Source organism: uncultured Tateyamaria sp. (assembly GCF_947503705.1).
GTDB lineage: Bacteria > Pseudomonadota > Alphaproteobacteria > Rhodobacterales > Rhodobacteraceae > Tateyamaria.
The window spans coordinates 310,379-329,141 of sequence record NZ_CANNES010000002.1; the positions used below are offsets into that span (position 1 = coordinate 310,379).

Sequence of the window (18,763 nt, forward strand, 5' to 3'; positions counted from 1 at the left end):
GTGCCGTCCTCCTGGGAGGATTAATTTGGAACAGAGATGCAGGAGGCCGCGCCCATGATCCGGCTTGAGGCGCGCCCACAGCCCTCGGCGGCGATGGCGTATGCAACGCCTGTCTTGGCGGTTGTGCTGACCATGATCTTTGGCGGCGTGCTCTTTGCCATTCTGGGCAAGGACCCGATTGACGCGATCATCACCATTTTCTGGGAGCCGCTGTTTGGCGAGTTTTCCTTCTTTTACCGCCCCCAACTGCTGATCAAAGGCGCGCCTTTGGTCCTGATCGCCATTGGCTTGGCGCTCGGATTCAAGGCAGGCATCTGGAACATTGGGGCCGAAGGGCAATACATCGTCGGCGCCATCTGTGGTGCTGCGGCGGGCCTTGCGTTTTACCCGCTGGAAAGTGTATTCATCTTTCCACTGATGATTTTGGCGGGCGCTTTGGGGGGATGTCTATGGGCGCTGATCCCCGGTATCCTGAAGGTGAAATTCGGCACGAACGAGATCCTCGTATCGCTGATGCTGGTCTATGTAGCAGAGCAGCTTTTGGCCTCCATGTCATTGGGATTGCTGAAAAATCCGGAAGGGTTCGGATTTCCGGGCTCGCGCAACCTGCAACAGTATCCGTCCGCACATAATGCCGAACTGATTGCTGATACAGGCATGCATTGGGGCGTCGTGGCAGCCCTGATCGCAGTGATTTTCGCCTATGTGCTACTGAGCCGTCATCGCCTTGGCTTTGCCATTCGGGTCACGGGCGAGGCGCCGCGCGCCGCCAAATTTGGTGGGGTAAACCCGAGCCGATTGATCCTGTTCTGCCTCGGGATGTCAGGGTTGTTGGCAGGGCTCGCCGGCTTTTTCGAGGTGTCGGGGCCTGCCGGACAAATCACCATAGACTTTAATGTGGGCTATGGGTTCACAGCTATCATCGTGGCCTTCCTGGGGCGGCTCAATCCGCTGGGAATTGTGGCGGCGGGTTTGCTGATGGCGCTCACGTATATCGGCGGGGACATTGCGCAATCCCAACTGGGCCTGCCTGCAGCGGCGATACAGGTGTTTCAGGGGATGCTGTTGTTTTTCCTGCTCGCGCTGGACGTACTGACGAATTACCGCGTGCGGTTTGGAACGGGGGAAGTCGCGTGAGTGTGAGGATGGCGACGCTTTTCGTCTTGTTTGCAAGCAACCTCGCGTCGGCGAGTGCGTATCACGATTGCACCGCACCTTTGGTTTTGCCGCTGAATGTTTCTCCCCCGGAACCCGAACTCGTCTTTCAACTCACCCTGTCAGATCATGATCAACCTTCTCCATTTGTCGGGCAAGGCACTGCCTTCAATGGCGCTGTCGCAAACGATATGATTTGGCGCGGCTTTTGGTTCAAGAGACAAGGCGAATTGCATATGAGCGGGCTTGTCGAGGTGGACGGACAAAAAGAAGAGTGGCAGGCGAGCGGGATGTCCGTCGAAGACGTCTTTATGATCCTGACGATAGATCGCGGCGACGGCATCCCATTGATGGTGCGTTGCTTGCCGAAGGAGCATGTTTGATGGACCTTTCCGCAATCAACCCCGTCCTGCTGATCGCCGCCATGATCGCCGCCTCAACTCCCATTCTGTTGGCTGCAATTGGCGAGTTGGTCGTTGAACGGGCCGGTGTTCTGAACCTCGGGGTTGAGGGGATGATGATCACCGGAGCGGTTTGCGGGTTCATTATTGCAGTTAACACCGGATCCCCCGCCGTGGGGTTCCTTGCCGCCGCCGTTGGGGGCGCGGTTCTCAGCCTGCTCTTTGCTTTCCTCACGCAAGTAGCGCTGGCCAATCAGGTGGCCTCCGGCCTCGCCCTCACGCTCTTTGGGCTGGGGCTGTCGTCGCTTTTGGGTCAAAGCTATGTGGGAATCAAACCGCCAGCAATGCCGGACACGCCACTCGGGACTTTGGCCGACATTCCTGTCATTGGGCCGATCATGTTTGGGCACGATATCATCGTCTACCTGGGGCTCGCCGTTGTGGCCGCCACCTGGGCGACACTCAAGTTCACACGTGTAGGGCTGATCTTGCGGGCGGTGGGCGAAAACCATGACGCGGCCCATGCGCTGGGGTACAAAGTGAAACGGATCCGCACGCTGGCGATCCTGTTTGGTGGGGCCTGTGCTGGGCTGGGCGGCGCCTATATCAGCCTCATCCGCGTGCCCCAGTGGACCGAAGGGATGACAGCCGGTGTGGGGTGGATCGCGCTCGCTCTGGTGGTCTTTGCCAGTTGGAAGCCTTGGCGGGTCCTGCTCGGCGCCTATCTTTTTGGCGGTATCACTCAATTGCAACTCAACCTGCAAGGCGCAGGCGTTGCCATTCCGGTCGAGTATTTGGCAATGTCCCCCTACATCGTGACAATCATCGTTCTGGTGATTCTGTCGCGCGACAAATCACGTGCTCCGGGCTCACTGGGGCGCACATTCCACGCCTCGCAATAGGGGCACTGCCCCAGAGATGGGGCCAACAACCGGGGGTTAACTCTTTATGAAACTGTCTCATCTTTTGGCCACAGCGGCGCTTGCCATGGGCCTTGCCGGTGCTGCTGCTGCAGACGGCCATGCCAAGACCAAGGTCGGCTTTGTCTATGTCGGTCCCGTGGGCGACGGCGGCTGGACCTATGAACACGATAAGGGCCGCCTCGCGGTCGAGGCCGAGTTTGGCGATGCCGTCGAAACCGTCTTTGTCGAGAACGTGGCCGAGGGCCCGGATTCCGAGCGTGTGATGACGCAAATGGCGCTGGACGGGGCTGACCTGATCTTTACCACGTCCTTTGGTTATATGGACGCAACCAACAACGTTGCCGCCAAATTCCCCGATGTGAAATTCGAGCATGCGACCGGCTACAAGCGTCTGCACCCCAACGTGTCGACCTATTCGGCGCGCTTCTATGAGGGCCGGGCCATTCAGGGCCATATCGCGGGCAAAATGACCAAGTCGAACATCATCGGCTATATCGGTTCCTTCCCGATCCCCGAAGTGATCCGGGGCATCAATTCGGCCTATATCCACGCCAAAAAGGTGAACCCGGACGTCGAGTTCAAGATCATCTGGGTTTACACTTGGTTTGATCCCGCCAAAGAGGCGGATGCCGCCAATGTGCTGATCGAGCAAGGCGCTGACGTTGTGCTTCAGCACACAGACTCCACCGCCCCTCAGGCGGCCGCCCAAGAGGCCGGCAATGTGGTAACCTTTGGTCAGGCCTCCGACATGGGCCAATACGCACCCTTCCCGCGCGTGTCCTCGATCATTGACGACTGGGCGCCCTACTACATCGCACGCACCCGCGCTGTGATGGACGGCACATGGGAAAGCATGGACACATGGGACGGCATCGGCCCAGGTATGGTCGGCATCGGCGAGATTTCGGATGCGGTGCCTGCAGACGTCAAAGCCGAGGCCCTGGCGATGAAAGCGGCCCTGGCAGATGGCTCATACCACGCCTTCACAGGTCCACTGAACAAGCAGGACGGCACGCCCTTCCTCGCCGAAGGTGAGACGGCAGATGACGGCACGCTGGCCGGCATGAACTTCTATGTCGAAGGCATCGAAGGCGAGATCCCGAACTAAGCGGGTCACAACACCAGAGTTAAGAAAACCCCGCCATCGCGCGGGGTTTTTTTGTGGCCAGGAGGCAGCAAGAACTAAAGCGTTCGTGGGTCCGCACTACCCGCCAATACCGCGATATGTACAAAAAAAGATTTTTGCGCCGAATATCTAAATATGCCAAAAATTTCTAATTGCAGATCAATTTGCTTCGATTCCGCTATTACCCGTTATTATTGTCGTTAACCATGCAACCTGTTAAGCTTCCCGTTATATTCCAATTCATAAACGGTTGAACGCTATGGAATTGCTGCTGCTGCTTGCTGGGATGATGACGATCGGGGCCGTGAGTTCTACCTCGTCTGGGACCGTCGAAACTGAAACAGATTCAGACGACGATCCCGTTGACGTAACGGATACCTCCGAAGACGGGCCCATCGACGTGCCGGAGCCCTCAGAAGACGAACTGATCGAAGGTACCGACGACAACGATAGTCTCAACGGCCTGGATGGGGATGACACGATCTTTGGCATGTCAGGTCATGACGCGCTGGCGGGCGGCGCGGGCAGTGATTTCATCGATGCGGGCGCAGGCGACGATAAGGTCTTGGAGAGCGGCTATTTGCTTGCGGACTACCCTGACGGTTTCGTTGACGGCGATGACACCATTTTTGGCGGGGAAGGCAATGACTACCTCGATGGGTATGATGGCAACGACAGTGTTGATGGCGGTTCGGGCAACGACACGGTGCTGGGCAGAGATGGCGATGACACGCTGACAGGCGGCACAGGAAAAGACGACATCTACGGATTGGCGGATGATGACAGCATCGACGGTGGAGCGGGCGATGACACGCTTTCAGGCGGCGCTGGATCTGACACGATCATCGGCGGCAACGGCAACGATGCAATCAACGCCAAAAGCCGCGATGACCGCGACGATGAGATGTTCTCCGAGTCGCTGGATGGTGGAGCAGGCGATGATACCATCCGCTTTGGCGATGGCAGCGCCGTCACAGGTGGTAGCGGGGCGGACAGTTTTATCGCGCTGGAAAGCCTGTCCAACACGCTGGTCAGTGAAATAACCGACTTTGATCCGTCGCAAGACACTCTGTTCGTTGATTTGGGCGTGCCCAACGGGACGACAGGTGGCGAATTCACGCTTCAAGAGCGCGACGACGGCCAGGGCCGCGATCTGTTTCTTGGGGATGAATTGGTGCTTCGGCTATCAGGCGACACGCCTTTTACGCTGGACGATATTTCCCTTACCGTCAGGTTTGAATACAGTGACGGCACACCGGTGGAGTACACCATCGGTGACAGCGAAAACGGCTTTGGCACAAGCGTAATAGGCAGCGCTGGTGACGATATCATTACCGGCAGCAGTGCCGGAGATGCGATTGCCACCGAAGGCGGTTCCGACATTGTGAACGGTGGCGCGGGCGATGATATCATTTTCGCGCAAGGCGGTAACGTCGTAACCTACCGCGACGAAAGCGACGCCGTTACGATTGTTGACCTTGAGAGAGACACCATTGATGGCGGCGCGGGCGACGATATCATCGTCTCCTTCAACAGCAACGATCTGACAGGCGGCGAAGGCGACGACGTATTTGTCCTGCAAAATGATCCCGGTGCCTTTAGTGAGAATGACGATGTCGTTTCTGGTGACCCAGACAAATTGGACCCGACAATCATCACGGACTTCACAGCCGGAGAGGACACGATCCTGGTGAGAGACGTGCCAGGAACAGCCCTCGATGAAAGCGACATTTCTATCACCGCTCTTGAAGACGGGACAGGCGCAGAACTGACCGTCGAAGGTCAGGTTGTTGCCATCATCATCGGCGGTCAGGATCTGACCATCGACGACATCGCAATACAAGAGCTACCGAATGGTGAATACGTCCCCTACGATGCCTACAACGTGATCGAAGGTTACCTATCATAGCGTTCATGATGCGCGAAACATCGGTAGCCAGCGCACAAGTTGCCCCCCTTTTGAGTGAAGATTTATAGCCTTGTGTGTTTCTCCCGTGACCACCATCTTCGGTCGTGGTGGCGCAGACTGGACCGAGCGTTTCTCGCCACGAAATATGCGAACCCGTAGGGCCGATACAGAACGTCGCGCGGCCTTTTGCAGCTCGAACTGAGGTTTGGTGTCGTTCTGCTCCAGTTCAGGAAAAAGCCCTACGCCTCATCTACCATCTGATCAAATCCGTCCCGTACATCTGCCTCCTTTGCCCGTAAGGCGGATTTCAATCCGCCCGCACACGTGGCACCCTAGCACCATGATCACCTTGCACCACCTCAACCGGTCCCGCTCGCACCGCATCCTTTGGCTCCTCGAAGAGGTCGAGGCCGACTATCAGATCAAACACTACACCCGCGACGCGCAAACCAACCTCGCCCCACCCGAGTTGACAGCGATCCACCCATTGGGCAAATCCCCGATGATCGAGATGGACGGGCGGTTGATTACCGAAAGTGCGGCCATCACCGAAATGATCTGCGCCCGTTTCGCACCCCACATGGTGCCCCCCATCACCACGCCAGCCTATGTTTCGCATCTCGAACTGATGCATTTCGCCGAAGGGTCGGCCATGACGCCAATCCTGCTCAACCTTTATGTTGCGCGTTTGGGAGAGGCAGGCGCGCCGCTACACCCCCGGATCACGCAACAGCTTGATGCGCATTACGGCTATATGAACGATGTGCTGCGACCTTCCGGTCATTTCGTGCTCGACGGTCTGTCGGCGGTCGACATCATGCTCAGCTTTCCGGCCGAGATCGCGATGCGCCAAGACCGGGCGGCCGATTTCCCCCGGCTCGCCAAATTTGTCGAGATGATACACGCGCGGCCCGCCTATCAAAGGGCCACGGCCCTTGGGGCAGATTGACCTGTCCCCCAAGGACGGCCCCGGCCCAAGGCACCTGCGCGCATTAACCGTTGCACGTACTGCGCTGGCCATGGCACCAATTGCCCATGATCACATCCCCCAACGGCACCCCGCTCTCCGCCCTGACCTATGGCACCATGCAATTCGGCAGCAATGCAGATGCCGCAGAAAGCCAGGCCATGTTCGACGCCGCCCGCGCGGCAGGCATCACCCATTTCGACACGGCTTACGTCTATAACGGCGGCGCCTCCGAAACGCTCTTGGGGCAGATGGTTCAGGCCGAGCGTGACAACCTGATCATCGCCACCAAGGCCGCATTCGAGGGCGGGTCCACCCGCCAGATCATCCTGGACGGGTTCCAGACCTCGCAACAACGCCTGCAACTTGACGTGGTCGATATCCTGTATCTGCACCGCTTTGACGACAACACACCGTTGCAAGAAACGTTTGACGCGCTGGCGACGCTCAAGCACTCGGGCAAGATCCGCTATATCGGCGTTTCCAATTTTGCCGCTTGGCAAGTGATGAAGGCGCAAGCGATTGCCGCCAAATTCGAGATGCAAATCGACATCGTTCAGCCCATGTATAGCCTCGTCAAACGGCAGTCGGAGGTGGAGATTTTCCCCGCCTGCGTGGACCAGGGCATTGAACTGGCGCCCTATTCCCCGCTGGGCGGCGGGCTTTTGACCGGCAAGTACGCCGCTGGCGAAACCGGGCGACTGACTGTCGATCCCGCTTACAAGGCCCGCTATGATGTGGAGTGGATGCGCAACGCAGCCAAAGGCCTCAGCGCACTCGCCGCTGATCTTGACGTGCATCCCGCAACCCTTGCCGTGGCATGGACCATGGCGCATCCTGCCCGCCCCAAGACAATCATTTCGGGCCGATCCGCTGCGCAACTACAACCCTCTGTCGACGCGCTCGAGTTCAATATGACTGCCGAACTGTATGACCGGATCACTGCCCTTTCGGTCACGCCTGCCCCCGCCACCGACCGGCTCGAAGAGGCATGACAGGCATCATCGTGATCGGCGGCGGCATCGCTGGCATCTCCGCCGCGGCGCGTCTCTCTGCCCATGCCCACGTCACGGTGATCGAGGCTGAGGATGCACTTGGCTACCACGCCTCGGGCCGGTCCGCGGCGCTGTTCGAAGAAAACTACGGCTGCGCCTCGGTTGTCGCGCTGAATCGCGCAAGTGCTGCCTACCACCAACCCTACCTCACCCCGCGCGGCTTTCTCTTGCTGGGTCGCACGGGCGAGGACACGGGGTTCGAGGCCGATCTGGCCGACCTGAATTCGGTCGAGATCACAGTGGACGAGGCCCGCACCTTCGTCCCCATCCTGAATGATACCGTGACGCGCGCTGCATATCACGCCAGCGCCCAGGATATCGACACCGACCGGATGATCCAGGATTTCGCAAAGGTGGTGCGTGGCAATGGTGGCCAGATCATTACCGGCAAACGGGTCACCGGGTTCGAACATGGATCAAATTGGACGGTACACTGCGGAACCGATGCATTCACCGCTCAAATGGTGGTGAATGCCGCTGGTGCCTGGGCCGACCAGATCGCGACACTGGCGGGTGTCAGACGAATTGGCATCACACCTTGTCGCCGCTCCATGGCGCGTATCCCGGCACCGGGCGGGCATGACGCAACGAAGTGGCCGATTTTCTTCGGCGTAGGCGAGACATGGTACGCCAAACCGGACGCGGGAAAATTGCTGGTGTCGCCCGCTGACGAGGACGCGGTAGAGCCGCACGACGCCTGGGCTGACGACATGGTGCTGGCCGAGGGTCTCGACCGCTACGCCCAGCACGTCACCGAACCTGTCACCCGGGTTGAAAACACCTGGGCGGGCTTGCGCAGCTTTGCCCCCGACCGCACGCTTGTGTTGGGCCGCGACCCGGCGCGCCCCAGTTTCATATGGTGCGCGGGCCAGGGCGGATATGGCTTTCAAACCGCCCCTGCAGCCAGTCAATTGGTGGCGGACCTGACGCTGGAACACCCGTCAGAACTGGACCCCGGGGTCATTGCCGCTCTGTCGCCGGAACGGTTCGCATGAGCAACAGGCTGCCCCCCTCCGCCTCCATCGCCACAGCCGCCGCAGGTGGGAAACTGCACGCGCCATCAGCCGAACGTAACGCCGACGCGCTGACCGAACTGCTCAGGCGGATCGCCCCATCCACGGGCCACGCCCTTGAGATTGCCAGCGGCACCGGACAGCACATCGCACGCTTTGCCACCACCTTTCCCGGGCTAACCTGGACACCGTCCGAGGTTGCCGCCGACCGTCTGGCCAGCATCGACGCCTATCGCACAGAAGCGATGCAGGCGAACCTGCGCCCCGCAATCCACCTCGACGCCTGCACGGCAGGGTGGTCGGGCCACATCCCTGCGCAAGATCTGATCCTGACGATCAACCTGCTGCACCTGATTGCCGAAAACGCCGCCAGGACCCTTATCCAGGAGGCCGCACTTGCGCTATCAGCCAAAGGCACCCTGATGCTCTACGGCCCCTTCCTGCGGAACGGCAAGACAACCAGCGACGGCGACGCGCAGTTTCATGCAGACCTGCAACGGGCCAACCCCGACATCGGATACAAAGATCGAGATCAAGTCATCAACTGGGCGACCAAAAACGGCCTCGCCCACGCTGAAACCGTGCAAATGCCCGCCAACAACCTCGCCCTGATCTTCACATCCCCATAAGGCGGAGGTGTGCTCCGCCTCCCGCTCAGCCGTCCTTGCGGATCGTCTCGTTCTTGGGGTCATAGGGGCTGTCCACGACGATCTCGCAATCCCAAAGCTGGTCCAGCATCTTGACCTGCAATTTCGTGCCCGGTGCCGCCAGTTCGGGGCTGACATAGCCCATCCCGATAGACTTTCCAAAGGCCACCGAATACCCGCCCGACGTCAGACGACCCACGCGCGCGCCTTCGTGGTAAAGCACCTCACGCCCCCAAGGGTCCGCATCGTCAGGCCCATCAATCAACAGCGTCACACATTTTGAGCGGACGCCAATCGCCTCCATCGCGTCCTTGCCGTGAAAGTCTTTGGACAAGTCCACAAAACGGGGCAAATCCGCTTCAATCGGTGTGGCATCCCGGCCTAGCTCAGTCCCAAAGGCGCGATAGGATTTCTCCTGCCGCAACCAGTTTTGGGCCCGCGCACCCACCAGCTTCATACCGTGGGGCTCACCGGCGGCAACCAACTGGTCCCAAAGGTAATTCTGCATCTCAATCGGATGATGCAACTCCCAGCCCAGTTCCCCCGTATAGGCCACGCGGATCGCCCGCACCGGGCACATGCCAAGCTCAATGTCACGACAGCTCAACCAGGGGAACCGCTTGTTCGACAGGGCCGTCTCAGGCTCCGCATCCTTGATCAGCGACGCCAGAACATCCCGCGATTTTGGCCCCGCGATGGCAAAAACACCCCACTGCGTCGTCACCTCATGTGCGTTGATGCGGCCAAATTCCGGCTCTTTATCCTCAATCGCCTTATACAGGTAATCCTGATCATAAGCCGTCCAGGCCCCGGCCGAGACGAGGTAATAATCATCCTCGGCAATCCGCACGATGGTATATTCGGTCCGCGTCGTCCCCGCTGCCGTCAGGGCATAGGTCAGGTTGATGCGGCCCACGCGTGGCAGCTTGTTGGTGGTGAACCAATCCAGAAACGCCGTGGCACCCGGCCCCGAAACCCGATGCTTGGTAAAGGCGGTCGCATCAATCAGGCCCACGCCCTCGCGCACAGCCTTAGCCTCGTCCACAGCATATTGCCACCAGCCACCACGGCGGAACGACCGCGCGTCATGGTCAAAATTCTCCGGCGCATCCAGAGGGCCATAGTAATTGGGCCGCTCCCACCCGTTCACAAAACCAAACTGCGCCCCCTTGGCCGCCTGCCGGTCATAGGCGGGCGAGGTGCGCAAGGGGCGACAGGCGGGCCGCTCCTCATCCGGATGGTGCAGGATATAAACGTGGTCGTAGCATTCCTCGTTCTTGCGCGCGGCGAACTCGGTTGTCATCCAGTCGCCATAGCGCTTGGGATCAAGCGAGGCCATGTCGATCTCCGCCTCCCCCTCGACCATCATCTGCGCCAGGTAATAGCCCGTGCCACCCGCCGCCGTGATGCCAAACGAAAACCCTTCAGCCAGCCACATATTGCGCAAGCCAGGCGCCGGGCCCACCAGCGGATTGCCATCGGGCGTATAGCAGATCGGCCCGTTGAAATCATCTTTCAACCCGCTCTCTTCACATGACGGCACCCGGTGGATCATCGCCATATACTGCTCTTCGATCCGCTCCAGATCGAGCTGGAAAAGGTCCGCCCGGAAACTGTCTGGAACGCCATATTCAAAGCGCGCAGGCGCGTTTTTCTCATAGACACCCAGGATCCAGCCACCACGTTCTTCGCGGACATAAGACTGCGCATCCGCATCCCGAATAACCGGGTGTTCGGCATTGCCCTCGGCGCGGAATTTCACCAGTTCCGGGTCCTGCTCCATCACGATGAACTGATGCTCGACAGGGATTGCAGGCATCTTGATACCCAGCATCTTGGCAGTGCGCTGCGCGTGGTTGCCAGAGGCAGTGACCACGTGTTCCGCCGTGATGACAATCTGCTCGTCCGACGGGATCAGGTTGCCACCTTTCTCCACCATCTTGGTGACGGTGACGTCCCAGGCCTTACCATTCCAGTGAAAGGCATCCGCCTGCCACTTGCGTTCAATCATCACCCCACGCTGACGGGCCCCTTTGGCCATCGCCATGGTCACATCAGCGGGGTTAATATAGCCGTCCGTCTGGTGGTAAAGCGCCCCCTTGAGGTCATCGGTCCGAATGAGGGGCCATTTCGCCTTGATCTGATCCGGGGTCATGAACTCATAAGGCACGCCACAGGTCTCAGCCGTCGAAGCGTAAAGCATATATTCATCCATACGTTCGTCGGTCTGCGCCATGCGCAGATTGCCCACCACGGCAAAGCCGGCGTTCAGGCCGGTCTCTTCCTCCAACGTCTTATAGAACTTGATGGAATAGTCATGAATATGGGTCGTCGCATAGGACATGTTGAAATAAGGCAGCAACCCCGCCGCGTGCCAGGTGGAGCCTGAGGTCAACTCATCGCGTTCCAGCAGCATGACGTCGTCCCAGCCCGCGCGCGCCAAATGATACGCAATCGAGGTGCCAACAGCGCCCCCACCCACAACCAGTGCCTTGACCTGCGTTTTCATAGCGCGATTCCCTTTCACGACCTTTGGCCTTGTTCTAAGCATCCCGCAGGCCACCCGCGCCAGCCACCCGACCGCTCACAGCAAAAAAACGACCTCAGAGCCGCTTCGCTTCTTCTCTTGTAAAATACTCCGGGGTTTGGGGCAGAGCCCCAAGACCGCGTGTCAACGCAAATAAATCATGCCGCGCAAGCGTCCTTCGGATCAACGGATGCGTTCAAAGGTGACGGTGCCAATCGGGTCCAGCCCATCAGGTCGCAAAAATGCCGGATGGCTCAACAGACGCACGGATTGGCGGGGCCGGGTGTCGATATTCGGCCCCTCGAAATCGAGGCCACTGTCAGCCCCCGCATCCCACACCCACAAGGGCAATACAGCAATGTCCTTCCAGTCGCCGCCACCGCGCAAATCGGCACCGCTGACACCGGAAAACCAATCCGGGCTGGGGGCCAGCATCGTGGCAAAGGAAACGCGGGCATGCCTCTCGGTCAGATCAATTTCGAACTCAAAGCGTCCGACCCCATCCGCGATACCCGGCAATACGACAGGCATGCCTGCCCGGCCACGGCGACGTGCCTCTGCCAGTTACGCCTCCAGCACTGACACCCGGCCATTCGTGGCCACCAGCGCCAACCCGCTTGACGCCGTTTGACCGTCTTCAAAGAGGGCATAGCGCGACGTATGTGCCACCGCGATCAACCGAGACCAATGCGGCATGTCGGGGTGCATGCCCCCCGCATCTCCTGCCCAATTCATGGCAACCGTCACCCGGTAGCGGGCCGCCGGGTCTTGGGCCAGGGCTGCTGTTGCCGCACTGATCAGCAGCACGAAAAAGGCGCAAACCAACCGCACCGGATCAATCCTTCCGCGGGCCAAAGATTTTGCCCGGGTTCATGATCCCCAGCGGATCAAGGGCCCCCTTGATCGCAGACATGAATTCGGTTGTCGCACCCAATTCCTTGACGAGATAGGGCATCTTGCCCTGACCGATCCCATGCTCGCCGGTACACGTGCCCTCCATCGCGATAGCCTCATCCGCCAACCAGGCGACAAAGCGTTCGGCGCGGGCGACCTCGTCCGCGTCGTCCATGTCGATCAGCACGAGACAATGGAAATTGCCGTCCCCCACATGACCCACAATCGGCGACAACAGATCAAGCTCGGCCGCCTTGGCCTGCGCGCCTGTCACCGCCTCTGCCAGCCGGGAAATCGGCACGCATACGTCCGTTGAAATCCCTTGGGCTCCGGGCCGCAGTTGCAGCGTCGCCCAATAGAGATCATGGCGCGCCTTCCACAACTTGTTGCGCTCTTCGGTGCTGGTGGTGGCCGCGAAATCCGTGCCACCCACATCCTCTGCGATGGACGCAAACATCTCGGTCTGCTCCCGTACGCTCATGTCCGAGCCGTGAAATTCCAGCAGCAATAAAGGCACTTCCGGCAAGTCCAGGCCCGCATAGGCGTTGGCCGCGCGTACGTTCAACTCATCCATCAGCTCGATACGGGCCACGGGAATCCCGTATTGAATCGTGGTCATCACCGCCTGACACGCCGCATCAATGGACGGAAAGGACATGCGCGCCGCCGAAATCGCCTCGGGAATGCCCTGCAATTTCAATGTGATCTCGGTAATCAGGCCCAGCGTGCCTTCGGAACCGACCAAAAGCTGCGTCATGTTATAGCCCGCGCTGGTCTTTTTGGCCCGCTGCGCGGTGCAAATGATCTGGCCATCGGCCATCACCGCCTCCAACGCGATCACATTGTCCTTCATCGTGCCATAGCGCACCGCATTCGTGCCCGACGCCCGGGTCGAGGCCATGCCGCCCAGCGACGCATTGGCCCCAGGGTCAATCGGGAAAAACAGGCCCCGATCCCGCAAATGGGTGTTCAACTGCTCGCGGGTCACTCCGGGTTGCACCACGCAATCCAGATCATCGGAGTGCACCGCCAGAATCTGATCCATCTGGCTCAGGTCCACCGAAATCCCGCCCGCCGGCGCGTTCACATGGCCCTCAAGCGAGGTGCCCGTGCCAAAGGGGATGACCGGTACCCTATGGGTGGCACAGACTTTGACAATCTCCGACACCTCACGGGTCGAGGTGGGAAAAACCACCGCATCCGGCGCCTGCGCCTTGATCCAGGTCGTGGTGTGGGCATGCTGGTCGCGGACCGCCTGACCGGTCTGTAATCTGTCCCCAAACTGCTGTTTGAGCACGCCCAGGGCAGTGGCGATGCCCTCTTCATTGCGCGGCATGTCAATGGCTTGCACCATATATCGTTCCTCCCTGTCGCGCCGGGGCTAGTCGCCCAGCGCAATCCCCTCGCGGCGCGGATCGGCCCCGCCTTGCAAAACGTCGCCAATCGCAATGGCATGCAGACCCGAATTCAGGCCCCGCACATTCACCTCAAATCCCATCGCCTCCAACGCAGGGGCAAGGCCCTCGGCCTCGGTACCCTCTTCGACGTCAAAGGTGCCAAATCGGTTTACGGCGTGGGGCAGGTCAATGGCTTCCTGCACATTCATGCCCCAGTCGATATGAGCAATGATCGCTTTCGCGGTATAGCCGATGATGCGACTGCCCCCGGGGGACCCAATGGCCAACACCGGTGCCCCATCCTTGAACACAATCGTGGGCGACATCGAGGACCGGGGCCGCTTGCCCGGCGCCAGCGCATTGGCAATCGGCACACCGTCGCGGTGGGTGCGGAAACTGAAATCCGTCATCTCGTTGTTCAGCAAGAAACCATTCACCATAAGCCGCGCGCCAAAGGCGTTCTCGATCGTTGTCGTCATCGAGGCCACATTGCCATAGCTGTCCACAATCGAGATGTGCGAGGTCGAAGGCAGCTCAAGGCTCTCGTCATCCGCCCAATTCATTGCGTGATCAAAGGCCGGATTGCCAGGGGCCACTTCCTCCAATGAGGTCTCGCCTTCCAGCAAGGTAGCGCGATTGGCCAGGTAAGCGGGGTCAACGAGCCCCTTGGTCGGCATCGGCACAAAGTCACTGTCCGCCATGAACCGGCCCCGATCCGCAAAGGCCAGTCGCGAGGCATCCCCGATCAGCCGCCAGCTTTCGGGGCTCTCCGGGCCAAGCCCTGCCAGATCATAGGATTCGAGCATCCCCAGGATCTGGCCCACCGTCAGCGCCCCGGACGATGGCGGGCCCATCCCGCACACATCATGGGCGCGATACGTCGCACAAACAGCGGGGCGCGCCTTGACCTGATAGGCGGCCAGATCACGCTGGCTCAGAACGCCGGGATTATCCGAGAACCCCTGAACGGTGGCCACAATATCGTCAGCCATCGACCCATGGTAAAACGCATCCGCCCCCTCACTGGCCAGCGCCCGCAGCGTCTCCGCATAGGCGGCGTTTACCAATGTTGTCCCTTCGGCAATCGGTGTCCCGTCCGGCAAGAAATAGGCGGCAGTGGTGGCCGCGCGACCCAACCGCTCCGCATCCCGTTCGACCAAACCGGCAAGGCGGGCCGACACGGCAAAGCCGCCTTCAGCCAGCCCAATCGCATCCTCAAACAGCGTCTCCCACGGGGCCGTCCCCCAACGCGCATGCATCTCGGCCATCAAAGCAGGCGTGCCGGGCGTGCCAACAGACCGGCCCCCGACAACCGCATCGAAAAAGCCCATCGGTTCCCCGTTTTCATCTTGAAACAAGGTCGGCGTAGCCGCCATCGGTGCTGTCTCCCGCCCATCAAGAGTGATCAAAGACTGCGTCGCCGCATCATACCAGACCAGGAATGCCCCGCCCCCCAGACCAGAGGATTGCGGCTCGACCAGACCCAATACGGCTTGGACGGCAACCATCGCATCCGCCGCCGTTCCGCCAGCGGCCAGAATATCGACACCGGCCTGAACCGCCAGCGGGTTGGCCGCGGCCACCATATAGGTCTGCGCCGACACAGGCTGTCCTGCGGCTTTAGCGGCAAGCGAAGCTGCCACCGCCGCCGACCCTGCCACCACCGGTCCGTCCGTGCCCACTTCGGGCTGCACGGCATCGGCGGTCTGTTGGGCCAAAGCAGCCCCCGCAATCAAGGAAAACGCAACAGTCAGACAAAAACGCATAGGTCTCTCCTCTGGGTGCAAAAGGCTTTTTCTTGAAAAGCCTTGGCCGGAAATCGTGTCGTTTCCCGGTCGGTCAAAGCATAGATGGAACCACCTGATCCGGTGGCCGATGCCCATCGTCGAAGGTTTTGATATTGATGATGACTTTCTCGCCCATCTCGACCCGGCTTTCACGGGTGGCCGAGCCCATATGAGGCAACAACACAACATTGGGCAGTTCGCGCAAGCGCGGGTTCACCTTGGTCCCCTGTTCATACACATCCAGACCAGCGGCAGCCAGCTCACCGGAACGCAGCATCCGGGTCAACGCGTTCTCATCCAGAACCTCGCCCCGCGAGGTGTTCACAATCACCGCCTCCGGCTTCATCAGCTTGAGACGGCGCGCATTCATCAGGTGAAAGGTCGACGGCGTGTGCGGGCAGTTGATGCTCAGCACATCCATCCGGGCCACCATCTGGTCCAGGCTCTCCCAATAGCTGGCGTCCAGCTCCTGTTCGATTTCGGGGCGCAGGCGGCGGCGGTTGTGGTAATGCACCTGCATACCAAAGGCCGCCGCGCGGCGCGCTACGGCCTGACCAATCCGGCCCATGCCCAGAATGCCCAACCGACGACCACCGACGCGGCCCCCAAGAAAAGCGTTCGGCGCCCAACCATCCCAGTCATCGCCCTGCATGGCCGCCATTCCTTCGGGAATGCGGCGGGTCACGGCCAAGATCAGCGCCATGGTCATGTCGGCGGTGTCATCGGTCAGGACACCCGGGGTGTTAGACACCAGTATGCCGCGCTGACGGGCTGTGGACACGTCAATGTTGTCCACGCCTGCCCCGTAATTCGCAATCAGCTTCAGCCGGTCGCCGGCCTGGCCGATCATCGCGGCATCCACCGTATCAGTGATCGTGGGCACCAGCACATCCGCGCTTTTCATCGCCTCCACAATCTCGGCCCGGCTCATGGCCGCATCACTGTCGCGCAGGCGCACATCAAAAAGCTCGCTCAGCCGGGTTTCCACCTCGGCGGGCAACCGTCGCGTTACGACAACACTCAGACGTTCCTTTGGCATTGATGCCCTCCCCGCTCTTGGCGTGTTCGCCATTTAGGGGCATGGTGGCGGATGTGAGCACGAGGCACAAGAACCTCGGCCATATCAAGAGGCAAGAGATGCGCAGAACCAATCCTGTCATTTGGGCATATCGCCTGATTGTGAGCATTTTTTTGGCGATGGCCGTGGCCTTGCCCGCTGTTGCACGCGACACCGGCCCCGTGACCAACCTTCCCATGCCCCGCTATGTGTCTCTCAAGGCCAACGAGGGCAACGTGCGACGCGGCCCGTCCCTGACCCACCGCATCGACTGGGTGTTCCAACGCCGCGACATGCCCTTGCGCATCACCGCTGAACACGGCCACTGGCGCCGGGTCGAAGACCGCGATGGTCTGGGTGGCTGGGTGCATTACTCGCTGCTGTCGGGTACGCGTACCGTGATCGTCGAGCAAGACATGCTGACCCTGCGCACCAAGCCCGAGGCCGAAGCCCCGGTCACCGCCGCGCTTGAGGCAGGCGTGATCGCCCGGCTCGGCAAATGTGGGCCCGAATGGTGCCGCTTGACCTCTGCCGGGTTTCGGGGCTGGGCCCCCAAGGCGCGCCTTTGGGGTGTGGCCATGGACGAAGTCCGCGACTGACTAACCTACCTGAGCAACAATCCTAATTTCAACAATTGCGCCCACCCGCCTGAGGCCTGCAACCTCAACGGCGGTCCATGCCGGATAAGGGTCGTGCAATCGCGCACGCCTGATCTCGTCAAAAAGGTCGAAATGCCCGCGCAGCCCCACGTGATAGCTGGTCATTTCGACCACCGCATCCAGCGTCAGGTGCGCCTCGGCCAAAACGGCCGCGATCTTGTCAAAACAGGCGTGGAACTGAGCCTCTGCCGTTTGAGGCATCGCACCATCCGCGCCAGCGCCGGTGACCCCGGTCAAAAAGACATGGGTTCCCGACACGATCCCCGGTGACATGCCTGCCGCCGCACATGCGTCGCGCAGAGCGGGCGGGATCAGTGCCCGCTTCACCCTGCCTCACCGGTCGCTGCGATGAAGTCCAGTGTCGCCTGTGCCAGTTCCGGCCCCACATCCTCCTGAAGGAAATGACCGGCCTCGGGCAGGATCTGATGCGCTTGGCCCGCCGCACCCGGCATCCGTTTCTGAAACACTCGTTCAATGCCCGCCATGATCTTGTCATCCGCCCCAAAGGCGGTCAGCACCGGCAGATCCAACCCACTCAACACGCGCCACGCGGCGCGATTGGGTTCAGAGGCCGGATCATCGGGATGGGATGGCACAAGGGTCGGAAACTGACGCGCACCCGCCTTGTAGCTTTCGTCCGGGTAAGGCGCGTTATACGCGGCAATCTCGGCTTCAGAAATCTTCTTGGTTGTGCCGCCATAAACGATCCGTCCGGAATTGAAGTCTGGCACCGTCTGCGAATAGTCACGCCACGCCTCAAAAGCCGCGCCCATGGGCTGATCGCCCGTGGGCAGTGCCGTATTGGCCACGACCAGCCGGGCAAAGCGGTCGGGCATCGCGGCCAACAGGCGCAGACCGATCAAACCGCCCCAATCCTGACAGACCAGAGTGACCCCGCGCAAGTCTTGTTGCTCAAGCCAGGCGGTCATCCAATCCACATGGCGCTGATACGTGTAATCGCTGCGTTCGGCAGGTTTGTCCGACTTGCCAAAGCCCACCAGGTCCGGGGCCACAACCCGATGCCCCGCCGCAACAAAGACGGGGATCATCTTGCGATACAGATAGGACCAGGTCGGCTCCCCATGCATGCACAGGATCGGGGCGGCATCGCGCGGCCCCTCATCCAGATGATGAACACGCAACTCACCACCCTCGCCGTCGTCAATCTGGGTATAATTGGGCGCAAAATCATAGCCTGGCAGGTCGGCAAAAGCAGCATCAGGGGTACGCAGGGCTTTCATGGCAT

The 18,763-nt window shown here is 60.3% G+C and carries 16 protein-coding genes and 1 pseudogene; 10 read left to right on the plus strand and 7 right to left on the minus strand.

What is annotated here, in order from left to right; all coding sequences use genetic code 11:
- Positions 1-54: 54 nt before the first annotated feature.
- From Q1A44_RS07615 to Q1A44_RS07655, 9 genes are all read left to right on the plus strand, one after another.
- On the plus strand, positions 55-1,137 hold the full coding sequence (locus tag Q1A44_RS07615) for an ABC transporter permease (protein WP_299622262.1): 1,083 nt from the start codon (positions 55-57) through the stop codon (positions 1,135-1,137).
- Between the two features lie 8 nt (positions 1,138-1,145).
- Entirely contained in the window at positions 1,146-1,538 is a 393-nt protein-coding gene (locus tag Q1A44_RS07620) for a hypothetical protein (protein WP_299622265.1), read from the plus strand.
- On the plus strand, positions 1,538-2,458 hold the full coding sequence (locus tag Q1A44_RS07625) for an ABC transporter permease (RefSeq protein ID WP_299622268.1): 921 nt from the start codon (positions 1,538-1,540) through the stop codon (positions 2,456-2,458). Before Q1A44_RS07620 ends, Q1A44_RS07625 begins: the two co-directional genes overlap by 1 nt.
- A gap of 46 nt (positions 2,459-2,504) precedes the next feature.
- A complete protein-coding gene (locus Q1A44_RS07630) occupies positions 2,505-3,587 on the plus strand; it encodes a BMP family ABC transporter substrate-binding protein (RefSeq protein ID WP_299622271.1) in 1,083 nt (360 codons plus the stop codon).
- A gap of 277 nt (positions 3,588-3,864) precedes the next feature.
- The gene (locus tag Q1A44_RS07635; protein ID WP_299622274.1) at positions 3,865-5,514 is read left to right on the plus strand and encodes a calcium-binding protein; all 1,650 of its coding nucleotides are present in this window, start codon (positions 3,865-3,867) and stop codon (positions 5,512-5,514) included.
- A 340-nt stretch (positions 5,515-5,854) separates the two neighbouring features.
- A complete protein-coding gene (locus Q1A44_RS07640) occupies positions 5,855-6,463 on the plus strand; it encodes a glutathione S-transferase family protein (RefSeq protein WP_299622277.1) in 609 nt (202 codons plus the stop codon).
- Positions 6,464-6,549: 86 nt separating this feature from the next.
- On the plus strand, positions 6,550-7,476 hold the full coding sequence (locus Q1A44_RS07645; protein WP_299622280.1) for an aldo/keto reductase: 927 nt from the start codon (positions 6,550-6,552) through the stop codon (positions 7,474-7,476).
- Positions 7,473-8,531 (plus strand): FAD-binding oxidoreductase, encoded by a 1,059-nt coding sequence (locus tag Q1A44_RS07650; RefSeq protein ID WP_299622283.1) that lies wholly within the window; start codon positions 7,473-7,475, stop codon positions 8,529-8,531. The genes Q1A44_RS07645 and Q1A44_RS07650 overlap by 4 nt, the downstream gene beginning before the upstream one ends.
- On the plus strand, positions 8,528-9,178 hold the full coding sequence (locus Q1A44_RS07655; protein ID WP_299622286.1) for a DUF938 domain-containing protein: 651 nt from the start codon (positions 8,528-8,530) through the stop codon (positions 9,176-9,178). Before Q1A44_RS07650 ends, Q1A44_RS07655 begins: the two co-directional genes overlap by 4 nt.
- A 25-nt stretch (positions 9,179-9,203) precedes the next feature.
- Here Q1A44_RS07655 and Q1A44_RS07660 read toward each other — a convergent pair whose 3' ends face one another.
- The 5 genes and pseudogenes from Q1A44_RS07660 to Q1A44_RS07680 all read right to left on the minus strand — a co-directional run bounded on the left by Q1A44_RS07660 (position 9,204) and on the right by Q1A44_RS07680 (position 16,840).
- Positions 9,204-11,705, minus strand: coding sequence for an FAD-dependent oxidoreductase (locus Q1A44_RS07660; RefSeq protein WP_299622289.1), 2,502 nt, complete (start codon positions 11,703-11,705; stop codon positions 9,204-9,206).
- A gap of 201 nt (positions 11,706-11,906) precedes the next feature.
- Positions 11,907-12,554 (minus strand): annotated as a pseudogene (locus tag Q1A44_RS07665) (spondin domain-containing protein).
- Positions 12,555-12,558: 4 nt separating this feature from the next.
- On the minus strand, positions 12,559-13,971 hold the full coding sequence (locus Q1A44_RS07670; protein WP_299622292.1) for an FAD-linked oxidase C-terminal domain-containing protein: 1,413 nt from the start codon (positions 13,969-13,971) through the stop codon (positions 12,559-12,561).
- 27 nt (positions 13,972-13,998) lie between these two features.
- Positions 13,999-15,780, minus strand: a complete 1,782-nt coding sequence (gene ggt / locus Q1A44_RS07675) for a gamma-glutamyltransferase (protein WP_299622295.1) — start codon at positions 15,778-15,780, stop codon at positions 13,999-14,001.
- A gap of 73 nt (positions 15,781-15,853) precedes the next feature.
- Positions 15,854-16,840 (minus strand): D-glycerate dehydrogenase, encoded by a 987-nt coding sequence (locus Q1A44_RS07680; protein WP_299622298.1) that lies wholly within the window; start codon positions 16,838-16,840, stop codon positions 15,854-15,856.
- Positions 16,841-16,998: 158 nt separating this feature from the next.
- Here Q1A44_RS07680 and Q1A44_RS07685 point away from each other — a divergent pair, with 158 nt between their 5' ends.
- Positions 16,999-17,457 carry an SH3 domain-containing protein gene (locus Q1A44_RS07685; protein WP_299622863.1) on the plus strand — a complete coding sequence of 153 codons (459 nt, stop codon included), beginning with the start codon at positions 16,999-17,001 and terminating at the stop codon, positions 17,455-17,457.
- Here the strand turns inward: Q1A44_RS07685 and Q1A44_RS07690 are convergent, their stop codons facing one another.
- The gene (locus tag Q1A44_RS07690; RefSeq protein WP_299622301.1) at positions 17,458-17,844 is read right to left on the minus strand and encodes a RidA family protein; all 387 of its coding nucleotides are present in this window, start codon (positions 17,842-17,844) and stop codon (positions 17,458-17,460) included.
- Positions 17,841-18,758, minus strand: a complete 918-nt coding sequence (locus tag Q1A44_RS07695; protein WP_299622304.1) for a haloalkane dehalogenase — start codon at positions 18,756-18,758, stop codon at positions 17,841-17,843. The genes Q1A44_RS07690 and Q1A44_RS07695 overlap by 4 nt, the downstream gene beginning before the upstream one ends.
- Positions 18,759-18,763: the final 5 nt, after the last annotated feature.